This is a genomic window from Pantoea sp. B65 (assembly GCF_047308185.1).
Taxonomy (GTDB): domain Bacteria; phylum Pseudomonadota; class Gammaproteobacteria; order Enterobacterales; family Enterobacteriaceae; genus Erwinia.
The window spans coordinates 157,443-176,761 of sequence record NZ_JAHXPU010000044.1; the positions used below are offsets into that span (position 1 = coordinate 157,443).

General features: G+C 53.9%; 16 protein-coding genes, 5 tRNA genes and 1 pseudogene. 5 read left to right on the top strand and 17 right to left on the bottom strand.

The features are described 5' to 3' along the window. The first annotated feature begins 114 nt into the window (after positions 1–114). Both JWF83_RS23345 and JWF83_RS23350 read left to right on the top strand, forming a co-directional pair. The gene (locus JWF83_RS23345) at positions 115–903 is read left to right on the top strand and encodes an inner membrane protein YpjD (protein ID WP_413652896.1); all 789 of its coding nucleotides are present in this window, start codon (positions 115–117) and stop codon (positions 901–903) included. Positions 904–928: 25 nt separating this feature from the next. Beyond that, positions 929–2,215, top strand: a complete 1,287-nt coding sequence (locus JWF83_RS23350; RefSeq protein ID WP_413652897.1) for an HlyC/CorC family transporter — start codon at positions 929–931, stop codon at positions 2,213–2,215. A 95-nt stretch (positions 2,216–2,310) separates the two neighbouring features. Here the strand turns inward: JWF83_RS23350 and luxS are convergent, their stop codons facing one another. From luxS to tam, 15 genes and pseudogenes are all read right to left on the bottom strand, one after another. Continuing rightward, on the bottom strand, positions 2,311–2,826 hold the full coding sequence (gene luxS, locus JWF83_RS23355) for an S-ribosylhomocysteine lyase (protein WP_413652898.1): 516 nt from the start codon (positions 2,824–2,826) through the stop codon (positions 2,311–2,313). A 152-nt stretch (positions 2,827–2,978) separates the two neighbouring features. After that, positions 2,979–4,582 (bottom strand): annotated as a pseudogene (gshA, locus tag JWF83_RS23360) (glutamate--cysteine ligase). A gap of 31 nt (positions 4,583–4,613) precedes the next feature. After that, positions 4,614–5,045 carry a YqaA family protein gene (locus tag JWF83_RS23365; protein WP_413652899.1) on the bottom strand — a complete coding sequence of 144 codons (432 nt, stop codon included), beginning with the start codon at positions 5,043–5,045 and terminating at the stop codon, positions 4,614–4,616. Next, on the bottom strand, positions 5,042–5,608 hold the full coding sequence (gene yqaB, locus JWF83_RS23370) for a fructose-1-phosphate/6-phosphogluconate phosphatase (protein ID WP_413652900.1): 567 nt from the start codon (positions 5,606–5,608) through the stop codon (positions 5,042–5,044). Before yqaB ends, JWF83_RS23365 begins: the two co-directional genes overlap by 4 nt. 325 nt (positions 5,609–5,933) lie before the next feature. Next, positions 5,934–6,010 (bottom strand) — tRNA-Arg (locus JWF83_RS23375). A gap of 31 nt (positions 6,011–6,041) precedes the next feature. Continuing rightward, positions 6,042–6,118, bottom strand: a tRNA-Arg gene (locus JWF83_RS23380). 82 nt (positions 6,119–6,200) lie between these two features. Beyond that, positions 6,201–6,277 (bottom strand) — tRNA-Arg (locus JWF83_RS23385). 89 nt (positions 6,278–6,366) lie between these two features. Next, positions 6,367–6,443: transfer RNA gene (locus tag JWF83_RS23390), tRNA-Arg, on the bottom strand. A gap of 8 nt (positions 6,444–6,451) precedes the next feature. After that, positions 6,452–6,544 (bottom strand) — tRNA-Ser (locus JWF83_RS23395). A gap of 297 nt (positions 6,545–6,841) precedes the next feature. After that, the gene (csrA, locus tag JWF83_RS23400) at positions 6,842–7,027 is read right to left on the bottom strand and encodes a carbon storage regulator CsrA (RefSeq protein WP_026112062.1); all 186 of its coding nucleotides are present in this window, start codon (positions 7,025–7,027) and stop codon (positions 6,842–6,844) included. Between the two features lie 245 nt (positions 7,028–7,272). Continuing rightward, on the bottom strand, positions 7,273–9,900 hold the full coding sequence (gene alaS, locus JWF83_RS23405) for an alanine--tRNA ligase (RefSeq protein ID WP_413652901.1): 2,628 nt from the start codon (positions 9,898–9,900) through the stop codon (positions 7,273–7,275). A gap of 138 nt (positions 9,901–10,038) precedes the next feature. Then, positions 10,039–10,548, bottom strand: coding sequence for a regulatory protein RecX (locus tag JWF83_RS23410; protein ID WP_413652902.1), 510 nt, complete (start codon positions 10,546–10,548; stop codon positions 10,039–10,041). A gap of 373 nt (positions 10,549–10,921) precedes the next feature. After that, on the bottom strand, positions 10,922–11,980 hold the full coding sequence (gene recA, locus JWF83_RS23415; RefSeq protein WP_413652903.1) for a recombinase RecA: 1,059 nt from the start codon (positions 11,978–11,980) through the stop codon (positions 10,922–10,924). An 80-nt stretch (positions 11,981–12,060) separates the two neighbouring features. Beyond that, positions 12,061–12,567 carry a nicotinamide-nucleotide amidase gene (pncC, locus tag JWF83_RS23420; RefSeq protein ID WP_413652904.1) on the bottom strand — a complete coding sequence of 169 codons (507 nt, stop codon included), beginning with the start codon at positions 12,565–12,567 and terminating at the stop codon, positions 12,061–12,063. A 146-nt stretch (positions 12,568–12,713) separates the two neighbouring features. Next, a complete protein-coding gene (gene tam, locus JWF83_RS23425; RefSeq protein ID WP_413652905.1) occupies positions 12,714–13,499 on the bottom strand; it encodes a trans-aconitate 2-methyltransferase in 786 nt (261 codons plus the stop codon). Between the two features lie 232 nt (positions 13,500–13,731). Between tam and JWF83_RS23430 the strand changes: the two genes are divergently transcribed. Both JWF83_RS23430 and JWF83_RS23435 read left to right on the top strand, forming a co-directional pair. After that, positions 13,732–14,622, top strand: a complete 891-nt coding sequence (locus JWF83_RS23430; protein WP_413652906.1) for a dihydrodipicolinate synthase family protein — start codon at positions 13,732–13,734, stop codon at positions 14,620–14,622. 91 nt (positions 14,623–14,713) lie between these two features. Beyond that, positions 14,714–15,892 (top strand): alpha/beta hydrolase, encoded by a 1,179-nt coding sequence (locus JWF83_RS23435; RefSeq protein ID WP_413652907.1) that lies wholly within the window; start codon positions 14,714–14,716, stop codon positions 15,890–15,892. Positions 15,893–15,942: 50 nt separating this feature from the next. On the opposite strand, the gene JWF83_RS23440 is transcribed toward JWF83_RS23435, so the two are convergent. Then, positions 15,943–16,281 (bottom strand): zinc ribbon domain-containing protein YjdM, encoded by a 339-nt coding sequence (locus JWF83_RS23440; protein ID WP_413652908.1) that lies wholly within the window; start codon positions 16,279–16,281, stop codon positions 15,943–15,945. A 290-nt stretch (positions 16,282–16,571) separates the two neighbouring features. Here JWF83_RS23440 and JWF83_RS23445 point away from each other — a divergent pair, with 290 nt between their 5' ends. Continuing rightward, a complete protein-coding gene (locus JWF83_RS23445; protein WP_413652909.1) occupies positions 16,572–18,635 on the top strand; it encodes an alpha-amylase in 2,064 nt (687 codons plus the stop codon). On the opposite strand, the gene JWF83_RS23450 is transcribed toward JWF83_RS23445, so the two are convergent. Next, positions 18,636–19,295 carry a helix-turn-helix domain-containing protein gene (locus tag JWF83_RS23450; RefSeq protein WP_413652910.1) on the bottom strand — a complete coding sequence of 220 codons (660 nt, stop codon included), beginning with the start codon at positions 19,293–19,295 and terminating at the stop codon, positions 18,636–18,638. It abuts the gene before it with no gap. Positions 19,296–19,319: the final 24 nt, after the last annotated feature.

Sequence of the window (19,319 nt, forward strand, 5' to 3'; positions counted from 1 at the left end):
ATTATAACACGAAGCGATGACGATCTCTGCAATCGACGATGAGAACGTTTGGTGCAAGCTGCGGCTGGCGCTATACTGCTGTTTTTATTCACTGGCCGGTACCTGACAACATCTATGTTCGTTTTCGCGATTCTGGCGCTTCTCGCCTACTCAATCAGCCTTGCCCTGATCATCCCCAGCCTGTTACGCAAGAACAGCGCATGGCGGCGTCTGGCGGTTCTCTCGGCCGGTGTGGCGCTGGTGGCGCACGCCATTGCGCTGCAACAGCGCATCTTCGCCATGGAGGGAGGTCAGAATCTTAGTCTGCTGAATATCGGATCGCTGGTCAGCTTATTGATTTGTACCATTATGACCATTGTGGCCTCACGCAACCGCGGCTGGTTGTTATTGCCGCTGGTCTATAGTTTCGCGCTGATTAACCTCGCGTTTGCCACTTTTGTTCCTAATGCGTTTATCACCCATCTGGAAACCACCCCCGGCATGATGATCCACATCGGTCTGGCGCTGCTGGCTTACGCAACGCTGATTATCGCGGCGCTCTATGCGCTGCAGCTGGCGTGGATTGACTATCAACTGAAAAATAAAAAACTGGCATTCAGTCACGATATGCCACCGTTGATGGTGATTGAGCGTAAAATGTTTCACATTACCCAGGTGGGTGTGGTGCTGCTGACGCTGGTACTCTGCACCGGCCTGTTCTATATGCAGGATCTGTTTAATCAGGAGAATGTCGATAAAGCCGTGCTGTCGATTCTCGCCTGGTTTGTGTATATCGTATTGCTCTGGGGCCATTACCATGAGGGTCGGCGCGGTCGGCGTGTCGTCTGGTTTAACTGTGGCGGCGCGTTATTACTGACTATGGCCTACTTTGGCAGTCGCATACTGCAGCACCTCATGTCCTGACCTTTCACCACAAGGAATTTCCGCGTTGGAACATGTTTCAACCACCACCCTGATTATCACCCTGATCATTATGGTCCTGATTTCCGCCTACTTCTCCAGTTCGGAAACCGGGATGATGATGCTCAACCGTTATCGTCTGCGTCATCAGGCGAAGAATGGCCATCGCGCCGCGCGCCGCGTTGAGAAACTGCTGCGCCGTCCCGATCGCCTGATCAGTCTGGTGCTGATCGGCAATAACCTGGTCAATATTCTTGCTTCCTCACTGGCAACTATCGTCGGTATGCGCCTGTATGGCGACGCCGGCGTCGCCATTGCCACCGGGGTACTGACGTTTGTGGTGCTGGTGTTTGCCGAAGTCCTGCCGAAGACGGTTGCCGCGCTCTACCCGGAAAAAGTGGCTTTTCCCAGCAGCGTGCTGCTCGGACCGCTGCAAATCGTGATGATGCCGCTGGTATGGCTGCTGAATACCATTACCCGCCTGCTGATGCATATGGTCGGGATGAAGACTGACGGGGCGATTAGCGCCGCGCTGAGTAAAGATGAACTGCGTACCATCGTCTATGAATCCCGCTCGAAGATGTCGAGCCGTAATCAGGATATGCTGCTGTCGGTACTGGACCTGGAGAAGGTCAGCGTTGACGATATTATGGTGCCGCGCAATGAGATTGTCGGTATCAACGTCAATGACGACTGGAAATCGATTATTCGTCAGCTCAGCCACTCGCCGCACGGGCGTATTGTGCTTTATCGCGACTCGCTGGATGATATTGTCGGTATGCTGCGGGTGCGCGAAGCCTGGCGCATGATGACCGAGAAAAAAGAGTTCACCAAAGAGAACCTGCTGCGCGCCGCTGATGAAATCTATTACGTCCCGGAAGGCACGCCCCTGAATGTGCAACTGGTGAAATTCCAGCGCAACAAGAAGAAAGCGGGTCTGGTGGTCGATGAGTATGGCGATATTAAAGGGCTGGTTACCATCGAAGATATCCTTGAAGAGATCGTCGGTGATTTCACCACCTCGATGTCGCCGACGCTGGCAGAAGAAGTGGTGCCGCAAAATGATGGCTCAGTCCTGATTGAAGGCAGCGCCAACGTGCGCGAACTGAATAAAGCCTTTAACTGGACATTACCGGAAGAGGAAGCGCGCACCGTCAATGGCATGCTGCTGGAGGCGCTGGAAGAGATCCCCTCAGCCGGCACCACGGTAAAAGTGGGCAATTACAACATTGATATTCTTGATGTGCAGGAAAATATGGTTAAGCAGATCAGAATTACGCCGCATCAGCCGCTGAAGGAATCCGTGGGTTCCTGAAATAAATAAGGGCGGCATCACAATGCCGCCCCGACAACACCGGCCCCAGCGGAGCCATTAAACTTCCGCCGCCGATAGCGGCAGAGGTACCGCCCCTACAGGTGTAATTCCTGCAGTTTCTCTTTTGGCAGCGCCAGTTCGTCATTGTGATTGACGCGGATATCGCTATCGATGATATGACGTGCGATCTCCTGTGCTTCCTCCAGCGAGTGCATTTCGTACGTTCCGCACTGATACTCGTTCAGTTCCGGAATCTTACGCTGGTCAGTCACTTTCAGCACATCAGCCATCGCCGCTTTCCAGGCGGCGGCCACACGCTGCTCATCCGGCGTGCCAATCAGGCTCATATAGAAACCGGTACGGCAACCCATTGGCGAGATATCAATAATTTCCACACCGTCGCCGTTGAGGTGGTTACGCATAAAACCGGCAAACAGGTGCTCCAGCGTGTGAATACCACGCTCTGGCATCACTTCTTTGTTCGGCTTGCAAAAACGCAGGTCAAAAACGGTGATGGCATCGCCATGTGGCGTATTCATGGTTTTTGCAACGCGTACCGCAGGTGCGGCCATAATCGTGTGATCGACGGTAAAGCTATCCAGCAGTGGCATATTGTCACCTCCTGTTTTAGAAAATATTTTTAGAACGATGAAACTTTTCTTATCGCCGTACGTCTTACTTAGTGAAAGACGCGCATTTTGTTATCATCATCCCTGACAACAGAGATGTTAATTTGGCCACAATGATGTGGCCTTTTTCTTTTCTAGCCCGCCTTACTGGCGAGGAACTCGTCAAAACTCAGCGTATCGCTCTCTTCAATCTGCTGCTGACTGGCACGGGAACGCAGCGCCTCTTCAGCAAATTGTTCTTCAGTCAGTACGTCTAAAGGCTCTTCAGTCAGCAAATGGCGATACTGCTCCGCCAGCGCTAACCCTGCCCCGCCGATACCATTGGCCATCATGGCGTGCAGCGTGCGCGCGGAATAGGTCAGTTCAGGATCCTCAAATGACGCCACCAGTTGATCGCATACTTCCTGATAATGATGATCGCCCTGACTACCATCTAAAGTTTCCGCCACGCGACGCAGGTCGCGGAACAGTTTTTTGCCGACATCAATCAGCGGTTCCTGGGCTGCCTCGCACCCCATGCCGATAGTCTGCCCCGGTTTACGCCCTTCCAGAATCACGCGATTCCAGTTTTTACGGGTGCAGAGCAGCTCATCACTACTCATTTCCGGCGCATCTGCCAGAGTACACCAAATCAGGAAAAGATCGAGGAAACGCACCTGGTTGGCGTCAACGCCAATCGGTGAGAAAGGATTGATATCCAGCGAGCGTACTTCAATATATTCAATGCCGCCACGCAACAACGCGTCGGAAGGCGCTTCACCCGATTTAGTCACCCGTTTAGGTCGAATCGGCGCATAGAGCTCATTTTCAATCTGCAGCACATTAGTATTGAGCTGCAGATATTCACCCTGCGCGTCTTTTACGCCAATTTTCGCATATTCCGGCGACGGTGTTTTAATCGCCTTCTTCAGCGCATCGACATAATCAGGCAGATTATTAAAGGTAATCCCAAGGCCGCTCTGCGACTTGTTGGTGTAACCCAGGTCGCTCAGACGCAACGATGTGGCATATGGCATATACAGCATGCCCTTCTCGCTACGCTTAAATGGCAGGTTGCTCTCTTTACCCTGCAGGAACGAGGAGCAGATAGCCGGCGAGGCGCCAAACAGATAGGGAATAATCCAGCCGAAGCGGTAGTAGTTGCGGATCAGTCGCAGGTAACCGTCAGAAATAGCCTCTTTACCGCTCTCTGCATCTGTTACCCCGGCCCACTCCTGCCAGAAAGAGAGTGGCAGTGAGAAGTTATAATGTACGCCGGAGATGGTCTGCATCAGCGCGCCATAGCGATGTTTCAGCCCCTGGCGGTATAGCGTTTTCATCCGGCCAATATTTGAACGCCCGTATTGTGCGAGCTCAATATCTTCACCACCATCAATAAAGCACGGCATGCTAAACGGCCACATACGCTCTTCACCAAGGTCGCGCGCGACATGACGGTGGATATCACGCAGGAAAGCCAGCAGGTGATCGATATCCTGATCGACGGGAGTAATAAATTCGAGCAGCGTCTCGGCGAAATCGGTGGTAATCCATTTATGGGTCAGCGCCGCACCAAGAGAGTCAGGGTGTCCGGTGGTTGCCAGACGGCCATCTGGCCTGACGCGCAGTGTTTCACGTTCAATACCGCGGCCAATGCCAGTTAACGCGTTGGGATGCGCTTCCAGCCAGGAAAGCGCCTGTGATACGTCCGGGATCAAATTGACCTCCCGCTCAGAGAAAATTTATTATTGTTTAGCATAAGGTTAACCGTAGCCTCGAATCAGCGAGAATCAATGCCACCACTCCATGCCCTGTAATGTTGCGGTCGCAACCACTATGTAACGTAGTGTTTTACCGATAGCTAAATACAGCACCACTGGCAGCCACGAGAAGCGCAGCCAGCCAGCCATAACGCAGAGCAGATCGCCGACTAACGGCAACCAGCTGAATAACAGTGCTGCAGGACCTAACCGATGCAACCACGTCATTGCTGTGTCATGCCATCGTCCCTGCTGATTTTTGCGCGGCAGTAAGCGACCAAGGAAAATATTTGTCAAACCGCCGAGTGTGTTCCCCAATGCGGCGATAAAAATCAACCCAATCACTGATGACTGCCCTGTAATCAGTAAAGCTACCAATAGCACTTCAGAGCTGCCAGGAAGCAGCGTGGCGCTGAGAAAGCTACTGGCAAACAACGAGCCGTAAGTCAGCCACTCACTCACAGCAAACGGACATCAACAACATCCATGCCGGCGGCTTTTGCCGCCTGCAGGCCAAAATCAGCATCTTCGAATACCACGCACTTCGTCGGCTCGACCCCCATCAGCCGGGCACAGAGCAGAAACGTATCCGGCTCAGGTTTATGGCGCTCAACATCATCGGCGCCGACAAGCGCATCAAAGTAGTCGCGAATACCTAAATGACGCAGCAACATATCCGCCATCGCGTGTTCACTGCCGGTACCGACCGACATTGGACGCCGTCCGTGATACGCCTTCACCACCTCAACCAGGGGCAGCGGCTGTACTGAATCCAGCAGCATCTCTTTCAACGCCGCGGTTTTCTCTGCTGCCAGTAGATAAGGATCAAGATCCGCCTGATGACTGGCAATAATGAACTGCGCAATGCGCCAGGTAGGAGAACCATTCAGCCCAATCATGGCGGTTTCGTCAAAGGTCATGCCGTAGCGGGCCAGCACCTGGCGCCAGGCTTTACGATGCGTCGGCTCCGTATCCAAAATGGTGCCGTCCATGTCGAAAATCAAGCCGTCATACCGATCGTACATTCTCTCTCCAGGCATCGTATCAACCAGCACCTACTTTATCGTAAAGTCCCCGGGTTGTCGCTGTTGGTACTTAACAGCAAATGCTTTGAAAGCATTGGGGATTTTATAAATCAGATAAAGGTGAGGTGACCAGAATGTGCTTTATTCCGCGCTTTCTGCCAGGTTTGCGCACCCGGTGTCGATGATAAATTCGCCATAGTTAGCATTCAGCCGCAATCATAAATCGGCTTTTTCACCGGTCAGGAATACCAATAACGGAAAAGGTATGGTTATGGCGCGCGCAGGATCGGGCAGTGTGGCGAATTACGGGAAATAAAACAGGAGATGGTGCATCCAGGAGGATTCGAACCTCCGACCGCTCGGTTCGTAGCCGAGTACTCTATCCAGCTGAGCTATGGATGCATCGGGAAAGCAATTGGGGAGAAACTCTAGATGGTGCATCCAGGAGGATTCGAACCTCCGACCGCTCGGTTCGTAGCCGAGTACTCTATCCAGCTGAGCTATGGATGCATCGGAAAAGCAATTAGGGAGGTAATACGACGAACCTGAGGGAATACTTTATAAGGATGCTTGCGGACAAACTTATTGAATATGGTGCATCCAGGAGGATTCGAACCTCCGACCGCTCGGTTCGTAGCCGAGTACTCTATCCAGCTGAGCTATGGATGCATTACTAATTCTTGTATAACGCAGGGTGCCAACTACTCACCGTGATACGCGCTGCTAACACGATATCGAATACTGTCAATCACATCAGATGGTGCATCCAGGAGGATTCGAACCTCCGACCGCTCGGTTCGTAGCCGAGTACTCTATCCAGCTGAGCTATGGATGCATCAGTAATGGCGGTGAGGGAGGGATTCGAACCCTCGATGCAGCTTTTGACCGCATACTCCCTTAGCAGGGGAGCGCCTTCAGCCTCTCGGCCACCTCACCATACGCGTTCTTGCGAACTGTGCTGCTGAACTTTGTTTCCGCTCATCGGCACTGCGTGGCGCACATATTACTTTCCCGCACTTATAAGTCAAACCATTTTTTCCCGCTAATTGCCTGATTGCACAAATCACAGGCAATCCGGCGACTTTGACGACAAAAAGAGTGATTTATCAACAGAAAAACGCGGGGGAATTTGCGGAAACAGAGAAAGTGACGCGCCAGAGGCAGAACAGGAAACAGAAGGGAATTAAGACAAAGCGGTAGCGCCTCGCTATCAACAGCGAGGCGCTGGATCCGTTAGTAACTCGTTGGCTGAGTTTTTTCGGCCTGGATGCGCTGATAGATCTCTTCGCGATGCACCGAAACTTCTTTAGGGGCGTTCACACCGATACGGACCTGGTTACCTTTAACCCCCAGCACCGTTACAGTCACCTCATCACCAATCATGAGGGTTTCACCAACTCGACGAGTTAGAATTAGCATTCTTTGCTCCTTGAAAGATTAAAAGAGTCGGGTTCGTGAGGCTCCCGGCCATATCCATCATATAACGCTGAACGTAGACTATGACAAATACATCAATGTGCATCTTCACGCCAATACATTCTGCTGATATTTAGTTTAGCCGAAATACACTGCATCAACCTGACTTTATGATTACAGGGTGCGCCCCGCTTGGAAAGCACCGGGAAAAAACGTCCCGGGCACACTCCAGCGAGGCATTTTTATCGTTACAGTTTTGCAGCAACCCATGCCTCAACGCCGGCCAGGGCAGCAGGCAGCGCCTGAGCATCCGTACCGCCGGCCTGAGCCATATCAGGGCGTCCGCCACCCTTACCGCCAACCTGTTGCGCTAACTCGCCAACCAGCTCACCCGCTTTAACACGGTCGGTAAGATCTTTTGTCACCCCGGCAATCAGGGATACTTTTCCATCTACCACTGTTGCCAGCACAATGATTGCCGAACCAAGTTGATTCTTCAGATCGTCTACCATTGTGCGCAGCATTTTAGGTTCAACATTGCTGAGTGCACTGACCAGCAATTTCGCCCCTTTGACTTCTACTGCTTTGCTGCTCAGAGAAGCACTCTCCTGCGCAGCCTGCTGATCTTTCAACTGCTGTAATTCTTTCTCCAGCAGACGAACATGTTCAATCACCGAACGCACTTTCTCATTCAGGTTGCTGTTATTGGCTTTCACCAGCTGAGCGATATCCTGCAGCTGCTCGCTCTGGGCATGTATCTGCGCCAGCGCGCCTTCACCGGTGACGGCTTCAACACGTCGCACACCTGCCGCCGTACCTGATTCAGAGGTAATGCGGAACAGACCAATATCACCGGTGCGGCTGGCGTGAGTACCACCACACAGTTCGGTAGAGAAGTCACCCATGCTCAACACACGCACGTGATCATCATACTTCTCGCCGAACAGCGCCATCGCACCCTGCGCCCTGGCAGCTTCCAGTTCCATGATATTGGTGTCTATTGCCAGATTACGCCGAATTTGTGCGTTGACAATATCTTCCACCTGGCGAATTTGTTCTGGCTTCATCGCTTCGGAATGAGAGAAGTCAAAACGCAGGTATTTATCGTTAACCAGTGAGCCTTTCTGACCGACGTGATTGCCCAGTACCTGGCGCAATGCAGCGTGCAGTAAGTGGGTTGCCGAGTGGTTCAGACGGATGCGGGCGCGACGCGCTTCATCCACCTGAGCATCAAGACGATCACCGACACGCAGATGTCCTGAAAGCAGCTTGCCTATATGACCAATCGCCTGACCATATTTCTGCGTATCGTTCACTGCAAACAGCGCGTTATTGCCCTTCAGCTCACCGGTGTCACCCACCTGGCCACCAGATTCACCATAGAACGGCGTCTCATCCAGAACAATCACCCCTTCCTGACCGGCAGCGATCTCATCAGCCTGCTGACCATCCACAAAGATGGCCGTTACCGCGGCTTTGAGTTCCAGCTGCTCGTAACCTTTAAAGGCCGAGGCTGAATCAATACGGATAACGTTGTTGTAGTCAGTCCCGAAACCGCTGGCATCACGCGCGCGACGGCGCTGCTGCTCCATTGCGCGTTCAAAACCGGCTTCATCAATTTTCAGATTACGCTCACGGCAGACATCGGCGGTTAAATCCACCGGGAAACCAAAGGTGTCGTACAGACGGAAGACCGTTTCGCCATCCAGCGTATCGCCCTGCAGCTGCTCCAGTTCTTCATCCAACAGCGCCAGACCCCGCTCAAGGGTTTTGGCAAACTGCTCTTCTTCCGTTTTCAGTACCTGCTCGACCTGTGCCTGCTGGGCTTTCAGCTCTTCGCCTGCGCTGCCCATCACCGCAATCAGCGGCGCAACCAGCTTGTAGAAGAAGGTGCCATCGGCCCCGAGCATATTGCCGTGACGCACTGCGCGACGAATAATACGGCGCAGCACATAGCCACGGTTTTCGTTGGAAGGGATCACGCCATCAGCGACCAGGAAGGCGCAAGAACGGATATGGTCGGCAATGACGCGCAGCGATTTATTGCTCAGATCGGTAGCGCCGGTCACTTCCGCAACCGACTTGATCAGTTCGGCGAACAGATCGATTTCGTAGTTGGAGTTAACGTGCTGCAGTACTGCGGTAACGCGCTCCAGCCCCATACCGGTATCCACCGACGGTTTTGGCAGCGGCAGCATGGTGCCATCAGCCTGGCGGTTGAACTGCATAAAGACGATGTTCCAGATCTCAATATAGCGATCGCCATCTTCTTCCGGCGAACCTGGAGGGCCACCCCAGATATGGTCGCCATGGTCAAAAAAGATCTCGGAGCAAGGGCCGCAAGGGCCGGTGTCGCCCATCTGCCAGAAGTTATCTGACGCGTAAGCACCGCCTTTATTGTCACCGATACGGATAATGCGCTCTCGCGGCACACCCACTTCTTTTTCCCAGATATTAAACGCTTCGTCATCGGTCTCGTAAACGGTGACCCACAAACGCTCTTTCGGCAGATTAAACCATTGCGCACCGGTCAGCAGTTCCCAGGCAAAGGCAATGGCTTCCTGCTTGAAGTAGTCGCCAAAACTGAAGTTGCCCAGCATTTCAAAGAAGGTGTGATGACGTGCGGTATAACCAACGTTTTCGAGATCGTTATGTTTACCACCCGCGCGAACGCAGCGCTGCGATGTTACCGCACGCGAATAGTTACGTTTATCCTGTCCAAGGAAAACGTCTTTAAACTGATTCATCCCGGCGTTAGTAAACAGTAACGTTGGGTCGTTATGGGGCACGAGGGAGCTACTGGCTACAACCTGATGTCCCTTGCTATGGAAAAAGTCGAGAAACGCCTGACGGATCTCAGCAGTGCTCTTGCTCATAATTATCCTGGAATCACGCTAACGAACGTTTCGTGCATCTTACGATGCGGACATACCGTCTGGCAGACCGGAGATACACGAACAAAAAGTGGGAATAAGATAAATTTTCTTCAGTACGAAGTAAAATCCCATCGGAGGTCAATTGTCAAAATTTCTGAAAATGGCCTGAATATCTTCCATAAAGAAGCCTTTCGACAGCAAATAACGCTGCACTTTGGCTTTTTCCTTCCAGTCTGTTGGGAAGGGTAAACCAAACTTACGCTCGGCGATCGCAAAGGCTTGCGCTGACCAGTCAATGGCGGCGGCATCGAAAGCCGTGTCGATCAGCTCGCGGCCAATCCCTTTTTGCCCCAGCTCCATTCTGATGCGTTGTGGACCATAGCCTTTACGGCTGCGGCTGGCAACGAAGCGTTCGGCAAAACGGTTATCATCCAGCCAGTCGTGCTGATAGCACCAGGCTACCACTTTTTCGATATCCTCTTCGGCAATCTCAGGGATCTCTTCCTGACGAAAACGCGCGCTACGCTGCATAGAGAGCGTCAGCTTTTGGCGAAATTCGGCTTCGCTGTGATCGCGCATTGCCAGAATGCGCATTGCGCGGTCAAGCAGGCGAGCATATTGATTACGGTCGGTGGTGGTTTCAGACATAACACTCCGGACAATAAAAATCTGGTGATACAGAATCAGGCGATCGCTTGCCTGAATAGCAGAGCGTAACGAGAAATGCGCTGAGAAACAAAGAAAGTTAGCCGGTGGCTAACAGAAACAGCAGGATAATGCGCGAGAGGCAGGGAGAATTCAGGTGGTTAGCCACGCGTCGGTGATAGAGGGTCGGGGTAATTGAGGTTTGGGATGGGGGGATGTAGGGTTGGGGGGAGATGTAGGGTTGGGGGAGATGTAGGGTTGGGGGGTGATGTAGGGTTGGTGCAAATCATTTGAACGGGCGGCATAAATGCCGCCCCTACGATGCCACCCTTACGATGCCACCCTTACAATACCACCCTTACGATGCTGGCCGGGATCAGAAATCTTCTTCGCTGGCTTCGTTCTCAAACACTTCAGCGACAAACTCAGGTTTTTCAACCGGGTTGTTGAGCAGCATATCGCGCAGTTTCTGCTCGATCTCGTTCGCCACTGCCGGGTTTTCTTTCAGGAAGTTGCCTGAGTTTGCTTTACCCTGACCAATCTTATCGCCGTTGTAGCTGTACCATGCACCCGCTTTTTCAATCAGCTTATGCTTCACGCCGAGGTCAACCAGCTCGCCGTAAATATTGATACCTTCGCCATACATAATCTGGAATTCAGCCTGCTTAAATGGCGCCGCAATTTTATTTTTCACCACTTTCACGCGGGTCTCGCTGCCCACCACATTATCGCCCTCTTTAATCGCACCAATACGGCGGATATCAAGGCGCACTGAGGCGTAGAACTTCAGCGCGTTACCGCCAGTGGTGGTTTCCGGGTTACCGAACATCACGCCAATCTTCATACGAATCTGGTTGATAAAGATCAACAGCGTATTCGACTGTTTCAGGTTACCGGCCAGTTTACGCATCGCCTGGCTCATCATACGTGCCGCAAGGCCCATATGGGAGTCACCGATTTCACCTTCAATTTCTGCTTTCGGCGTCAGAGCGGCGACGGAGTCGACGATAATGACATCAACCGCGCCAGAGCGGGCCAGCGCATCACAGATTTCCAGCGCCTGCTCACCGGTATCCGGCTGCGAGCAGAGCAGATTATCGATATCAACGCCCAGTTTCTTAGCGTAAATAGGATCCAGTGCGTGTTCCGCATCGATAAAGGCACAGGTTTTACCTTTACGCTGGGCGGAGGCAATCACCTGCAACGTCAGCGTGGTTTTACCTGAAGACTCCGGGCCATAGATCTCAACAATACGGCCCATTGGCAAGCCGCCCGCACCCAGTGCGATATCCAGTGAAAGCGAACCGGTAGAGATGGTCTCCACGTCCATTGAGCGGTCTTCACCCAGGCGCATGATGGTGCCTTTACCGAACTGCTTCTCAATCTGGCCCAGCGCGGCTGCCAGTGCTTTTTGCTTGTTTTCGTCAATAGCCATTTCCACTCCTAATCATGCAGGGTAAAGCACACTCGAGGTTGCTTTGCTGTAATACGAATGACAGTGATTATACTGTATGGTCATACAGTATCAAGTTTATTTTCGAGAAAATCGTCATGTAGCGTTTGCAGGGCATAAGCGGTTGCCTGACGGCGCACCGCCTCGCGGTCACCGGCAAAAAGTTGCCGCCGGGCCACCACTCCCCGGGCGCTGGCAAAGCCAAACCAGACGGTGCCGGTCGGTTTATCGGCGCTGCCGCCATCCGGTCCGGCAATGCCGCTCACCGCGATCGCATAGTCCGCATGCGCGGCCTGCAGCGCGCCCAGCGCCATTTCCCGCACCACCGGTTCACTGACGGCGCCCCACTGTTCCAGTGTTGCCGCACTTACGCCTATTAGCTGCTGCTTGGCCTCGTTGCTGTAAGTGACAAAACCGCGTTCAAACCACGCCGAGCTGCCGGCAATATCGGTAATCACCTTACTAATCCAGCCACCGGTACAGGATTCGGCGGCGGTGACAGTGGCATGAGAACGTTGCAATCGTGCCCCCACGGCGGCACTGAGCTGATTTAACTGGTCGTCGGTCATATCGATGATCCTGGCTGCAGATAAAGTGCAACGTTAGCAATAAATGGCGGGCAAAGCGTAGCACTTTTCATCCGCAGCGGCGGCAGAGATTGTCGTTTTGCGCGCTGCCTTCAGAAGCTGAAGAGGATGGCCGGCAGCGGCAACGGTCAGGCGCGCGCCTGGCGCTTTTGCGCCACCATAAACAGCCGCGGAAACGCCAGCAACAGCTGGCCATCGGCCTGCGGCGGATACGCCTGAGTGATTTCCGTCAGATAGTCTTGCAAAAAGTCCTGCTGTTCGCGCTCATTCAGCGACGCGAGGAATGGACGCAGTCCGGTAGCGCGCAGCCAGTCAATAATCGCCGCCGCATCAGGCATCAGATGATAGTAAGTGGTGCGCCAGATATCCACGTGACAACCCGCCAGGCTCAGTAAATCGTAATAGTGCTCCGCGCTCAGCAGCTTTTTGCGCTCCGCCGCTGAGTTATCGATTTTTGCCTGCCAGCCCGGGCGGGCGGCAACATCGCGCATCAGGCGATGGCTCGGCTGATCGAGATTATCGGGCATCTGTATCGCCAGCACGCCGTAATCAGCCAGTTGCGCGACCAGGTGGGGAAACAGCTGTGGATGATCGCCCAGCCACTGTAGCGAGGCATTGGCAAAAATAACCTGCGGCGGCGGCGATGCCTGCCAGCTGCGAATATCTGCCGCGATAAAATGGCAATCAGGTAAACGTTGCTGCGCCTGCTGCAACATCGTCAGTGAGCTATCCAGTCCGGTGATTTTCGCCAGCGGCCAGGCACGCCATAACAGCTCCGTACTGTTACCCGGGCCGCAGCCAAGATCGATGGCGGCATGGACCTCAATTGCCGGGATACGCGCCAGCAGCTCCAGCGCCGGGCGCGTTCTTTCTGCTTCAAACTGTCGATAAAGTTCAGGGTTCCACTCTTTCATGCGCACCTCGCAATTAAGCTTAAACAGATTCCTGTTGGCGACATTTATGAAAAGCGCTAACCGATGAAGTTCAGCCCGCGCACAGCCAATAGCACGAAAACACCCGCCGGCGACAAAAGTCAAAAATGAGAACCGCGTCGGGTTATCACCATGGCAAGTATGGCATCACTGATAATTGACCAGTAAATTAAAACAATGTTTCATTTTTAATACAGAGAATGCGGAGCCTATTATGCCGACACAAGCACTATTTAACGGAGTCTGGTGCCCTTCCGTTACCCCATTCGACCAGCATGGCAATCTTGATCTGAATGCGTTGCAGCAGCACCTTTCCCGCCTGACCGCCTCCGGGATTGATGCGCTGTTACTGATGGGCAGTATCGGCGAGTTCGCCTCACTGAGCCAGCAGGAGCGCCTGTTGTTGATTCGCGAAGCGCGCGCCATGTCCACATTGCCGATGGTCGCCAATGTTTCCAGCACCTGCGTCGGCGATATGCTGCAACTGGCGCAACTGGCCGATCAATCCGGGTACGATGCGGTGATGATATTACCCCCCTGGTATTTTGGTCAGACGCGCCAACAGCTACTCAGTTACTACCGCGATCTGGATCAGCGCCTGCCGGGCAAGTGGTTTGCCTATAACTTCCCGGCGCGTACCGGTTGCGATCTGGACGCCAGCCTGGTGGCGGAGCTGGCGGCGGAGTTGCCGAAATTTATCGGCATTAAAGACACCATGGATTGTCTGTCACATAACCGCCAGCTGATTGAAGAAACAAAAAAAGTGCGTCCCGATTTCGCGGTGCTTTCGGGTTACGATGAGTATCTGCTGCCAAATCTGCTGGCGGGCGGCGCCGGGGTGATTTGCGGCCTGAATAATCTGGTGCCCGAGCTGTTTGCCCGCGCCATGCAGGCGTGGAAAGCGCAGGATTTAGCGCAACTGACGCGAATTCAACAGCAGATTGGCAAACTGATGGCGATTTACACCATTGGCGACGATTTTGTCACCGCCATTAAAACCGCCGTTGCCCGCCAGTATGAGTATATGACGCCAGTATCGCGCAACTATGGCGCGACCCTTAGCGAGCAGCAATGTCAGGCGCTGGATAGTTTGTTCGCCAGTTAATCTGTTTATCGCCGTCACAAGCATAAGGCAGTAATAGCCGGTTACGGTTATGCTGCCTGCTGGCGCAATACTTTATCCTCAGGGATGCTCTGTGACGTTACGATTAAAACTGGCTGCGATCCTCGCTCTGGTCTGGCTGCTGACGCTCAGCGGCTGTGCCTCCCGCCCCTCTTCGCTACCGCCCGTTGGGCAGGCAACCTTTAGCGACTATCAGCGCGACACCACCCGCTGGGTGCTACAGCACCGCCACTTTCAGAGTGGCAACCGTCAGCAGGAGTTAACCTGGAATACGCCGCAGGAGTGGCGACCGCCAGGCGGCAAAGCGGCAAAAGGGATACTACTGATCCACGGGCTGGGAGACGCGCCAGGCTCATTTAGCGATATTGGCCCGCAACTGGCGCGCCAGGGATTTCTGGTACGCACGCTACTGCTGCCCGGCCACGGTACCCGCCCGGAGGATTTGATCGGCGTCTCAATAGACGACTGGCGCCGGGTGGTGAATGAGCAGGCGGCCATTCTGCAACGGGATGTGGCGCAGGTCTGGCTTGGCGGTTTTTCCACCGGCGGCAATCTGGCGCTGGAATATGGTATTGAGCATCCGCAGGTGGCCGGCCTGTTACTGTTTTCACCGGCGATAAAATCCAATGTCAGCTTCGATTTTGTCACCCCGTTACTGGCAGTGTTTACCGACTGGCTGCGCGAACCCCGTCCGGGCTATCCGCAACAACGGGCGACACGCTATATGATGGTACCAACCAATGGCTTTGCGCAGTTTTATCGCACCAGCGCCTCAGTGCAGCAGCTGCTGAGTCGCAACGGTTACAGCAAACCCACGCTAATGGTACTGACAGAGCACGATTCGGTACTGGCGACCATCAGCTTTCTCAGCCAGTTCGACAGCACGTTTACCCATCCTGACAGCCGTCTGATCTGGTACGGCAATAAACCTGCATCACCGGTACTCTCGTCACGCGTCCTGATACGTCCTGATCGCCTGCCCCAGCAGCATATCAGCCAGTTTTCGCATATGTCGGTGCTGTTTGCGCCGGACAACCCGCTGTATGGCGAACATGGCAGCGATCGAATATGTGAAAATGGACAAACAGAGACGGATTATCAGGCCTGTCGCGCCGGGGCGCCGGTGTGGTTCTCAGACTGGGGGTATCGCGAAAGCGGCAAGATCCATGCGCGCCTGACATGGAACCCTTATTTTAGCTGGCAAAATCAGATTATGGCTCAGGTGATACAGCCCGTAGCGGCGGCAAGATAAGGTCGCTGCCGTTGCAGATAACAAGGCACCGGCGGCGACGCAGAGCGCAATCAGCTTTTTTTCACAAACTCTGATTTCAGCTTCATCGGGCCAAAACCATCGATTTTACAGTCAATATTGTGATCGCCCTCGACCAGGCGAATGCTTTTCACTTTGGTGCCGATTTTCAGGGTGGATGAGCTGCCTTTAACTTTCAGGTCCTTAACCACCGTCACTGAGTCGCCATCCGCCAGCAAATTACCATTGGCATCACGCACCACCAGCCCTTCTTCCGCGACAGACTCGGCGCTGGCCGACCATTCATTGCCGCACTCAGGGCAGTTCAACTGTTCCCCTTCCTGCCAGGTGAACCCGGAATTACATTTCGGACAGTTTGGTAGCTGTTGCACCTTAACCCCTTAAAATTGAATTAAATAAAATGAAAAGCCTTGTGAATCATCAACCACAATCTTTATAAGCATACATTTTACACTGTTTAAGTAGCGGAAGAACAGCCCGACAATCGGCAGAAATGATTGTCACCCTACCATCAGCGGCTGAAATACTTATTCTACAACAGCTTATCTTCTCCTCCGGTTCTCTCCTCCCCCGATCGTGGCTGGCAGGATGAGGCTATTTGCCACTGGCCGATGCAACATAACAGAAAGAGATCCCCTGACTCAGGCCACTAAGGAGCGCAATGAAACATCTGCCCCTGACGCTGTTATTACTGGCGCCAGCCGCTTTTGCCGACTGGACGCTGGTAAACTTTCCGCCATTCACCGCTTCCGGCGACGGGCTATTTACCAGCAGCGCCACGCTGCCGGCGGGACAGCAGCCGCTACAGCTCTGGCAGCAGCAACAGTGCTGGCAGCCGGCAGGCGCGGTAAAACTGAATCAAACGCTGTCGCTACAACCGTGCGCCAGTCAGCCGCCCGTCAGCTGGCGCCAGTTTCGCCGCGGTGACTATCAGGTGCGGATTGATACCCGCAGCGGCACACCGACGCTGCAACTGAGCCTGAAAAGTCCGCAGCAGGTAAATGCCGGCAGCGCCAGCCAGAGCTGTCCGCGCTGGAATGGTCAGCCGCTAAGCGTGGCGGTCGGCCCCACTTTCCACGAAGGAGAGAGCGTACGCGACTTTTACTCCGGGCAAACCGCCACGGTCAGCGGCGGCAAAATCACTCTGCAACCGGCGGCAAACAGCGGGGGGTTACTGCTGCTGGAATCCGCCGCCACCCAACAAAACGCGCCCTTTAGCTGGCACAATGCCACCGTCTATTTCGTACTTACCGATCGTTTTGTTAATGGCAATCCGGCGAATGATCACAGTTATGGCCGGCGCAGTGATGGTCAGCAGGAGATTGCTACCTTCCATGGCGGCGACCTGGCCGGATTAACGCAGAAACTGGATTATCTGCAACAGCTGGGGGTTAACGCCCTGTGGATCAGTTCACCGCTGGAACAGATCCACGGCTGGATCGGCGGCGGTAGCAAGGGGGATTTCCCGCATTATGCTTATCATGGCTACTACGCGCTCGACTGGACGCGGCTCGACGCCAATATGGGTAATGAACAGGATTTACGCAACCTGGTGGATCAGGCGCATCAGCGCGGTATGCGCATTCTGTTTGATGTGGTAGTCAACCATGTGGGTTATGCCACCCTGAGCGATATGCAGCATTTTCAGTTTGGCTCACTCTATTTGCAGGGAGCGGAGATCGAAAAAACCCTGGGGAAAAACTGGGGCGACTGGCAGCCAGGCGTCGGTCAGAACTGGCACAGCTTTAATGATTACATTAATTTCTCGGACCAGACCGGCTGGCGTAACTGGTGGGGGAAAAACTGGATCCGCAGCGATATTGGTGATTACGATGCGCCGGGCTATGACGATCTCAGCATGTCGCTGGCCTTCCTGCCGGATATTAAAACCGAAGCGCCACAACCCAGCGGCCTGCCGCTGTTTTATCGCCATAAGCCAGACAGCGATGCCCGTGAGATCCCCGGTGCCACCACCCGCGACTACCTGACCCACTGGCTCAGCCAGTGGGTGCGCGACTACGGTATTGATGGCTTTCGGGTCGACACCGCAAAACATGTCGATAAAGCGACGCTGGCGCAACTTAAGCAGCAGGCCAGCGCGGCGCTGGCCGCATGGAAAGCCGCTAATCCGGATAAAGCGCCCGATAACCAGCCCTTCTGGATGACAGGTGAAGCCTGGGGGCATGGCGTAATGATGAGTGATTATTATCAGCATGGCTTTGACGCGATGATTAACTTTGATTTTCAGGATCAGGCGGCGCAGGCGCTGAACTGCTTTGCGCAGATTGACGGTATTTATCAGCAGATGGCGGACAAACTGCAAAACTTTAACGTCCTCAGCTATCTCTCGTCGCACGACACCCGGTTATTTTTTGTCAGCGATGCCAGAGAGTCGCTGGCGTTGCAGCAGCGTGCCGCCGACCTGCTGTTATTAGCTCCCGGCGCGGTGCAGATTTACTATGGTGATGAGAGCGGCCGCCAGTTTGGCGCTACCGGCTCCGATCCGCTACAGGGAACCCGTTCGGATATGAACTGGCAGCAGTTGTTCGGCAGTAAAGGCGCATTAGTGGAGCACTGGCGGAAGCTGGGGAGTTTCCGCGCGCGCCATCCGGCAATCGGCACCGGTGTGCAGCAATCACAGCCGGATAACGGTTATTACGCCTTTAGTCGCCAGACCGCCAGCGATAGGGTGATGGTGGTCTGGGCTGGCGATCGGCAGCCGTGATTAGTTCGGCGACGCGACGCCCGTCAGATCCAGTTTCTCCGTCTGACAAATGGAGAGCAGACGCACTGGCGTCTCGCTCTCTGCCACAAAGGTATGCGCCATAGTGCTATCAATGTAGGCGCTGTCACCAGCAACCAGCGTCAGCGGTGCATACAGGCGGGTATGCAGAGTCACTTTTCCTTCCAGGACATAAATAAACTCCTCACCTTCATGCTGCGACCAGGCGTCGGGGGGCGGCACCTCGCGCGTCACAATCGACATAATCACCGGGATCATGCCCTTAACCAGCAGTTCGGAAGCGTGTACTTCATAGCGAAACCATGGGTTGGCAAACATCAGCCCTTTGCCGCCGAGAGTAAAGGTACGTCGTCCCTGTACGGTCAGCGGCGGTGCAGATTGCCCGGGTAATTCGCCGGCAAACAGCTCTGCCAGCGAATAATCAAAAGCGCCGGCAATTTTGGCAATGGTATCGAATGAGGCCGACACCTGCCCTTTTTCGATCTTCGACAGGGTGGAAATTGAGACGGTACTCATCTCCGCCACCTGTTCCAGCGTCAGGTCGCGCGTCATACGAATTGCCTTAATCCGCAGGCCAAAATCTTTTTCACTGGTCAGGGCCGCACCCAGCCCGGTGGTCTCATGTTGTTTTGGGGTTTTCATGATGACGGGCATTCCTCCGTGAGC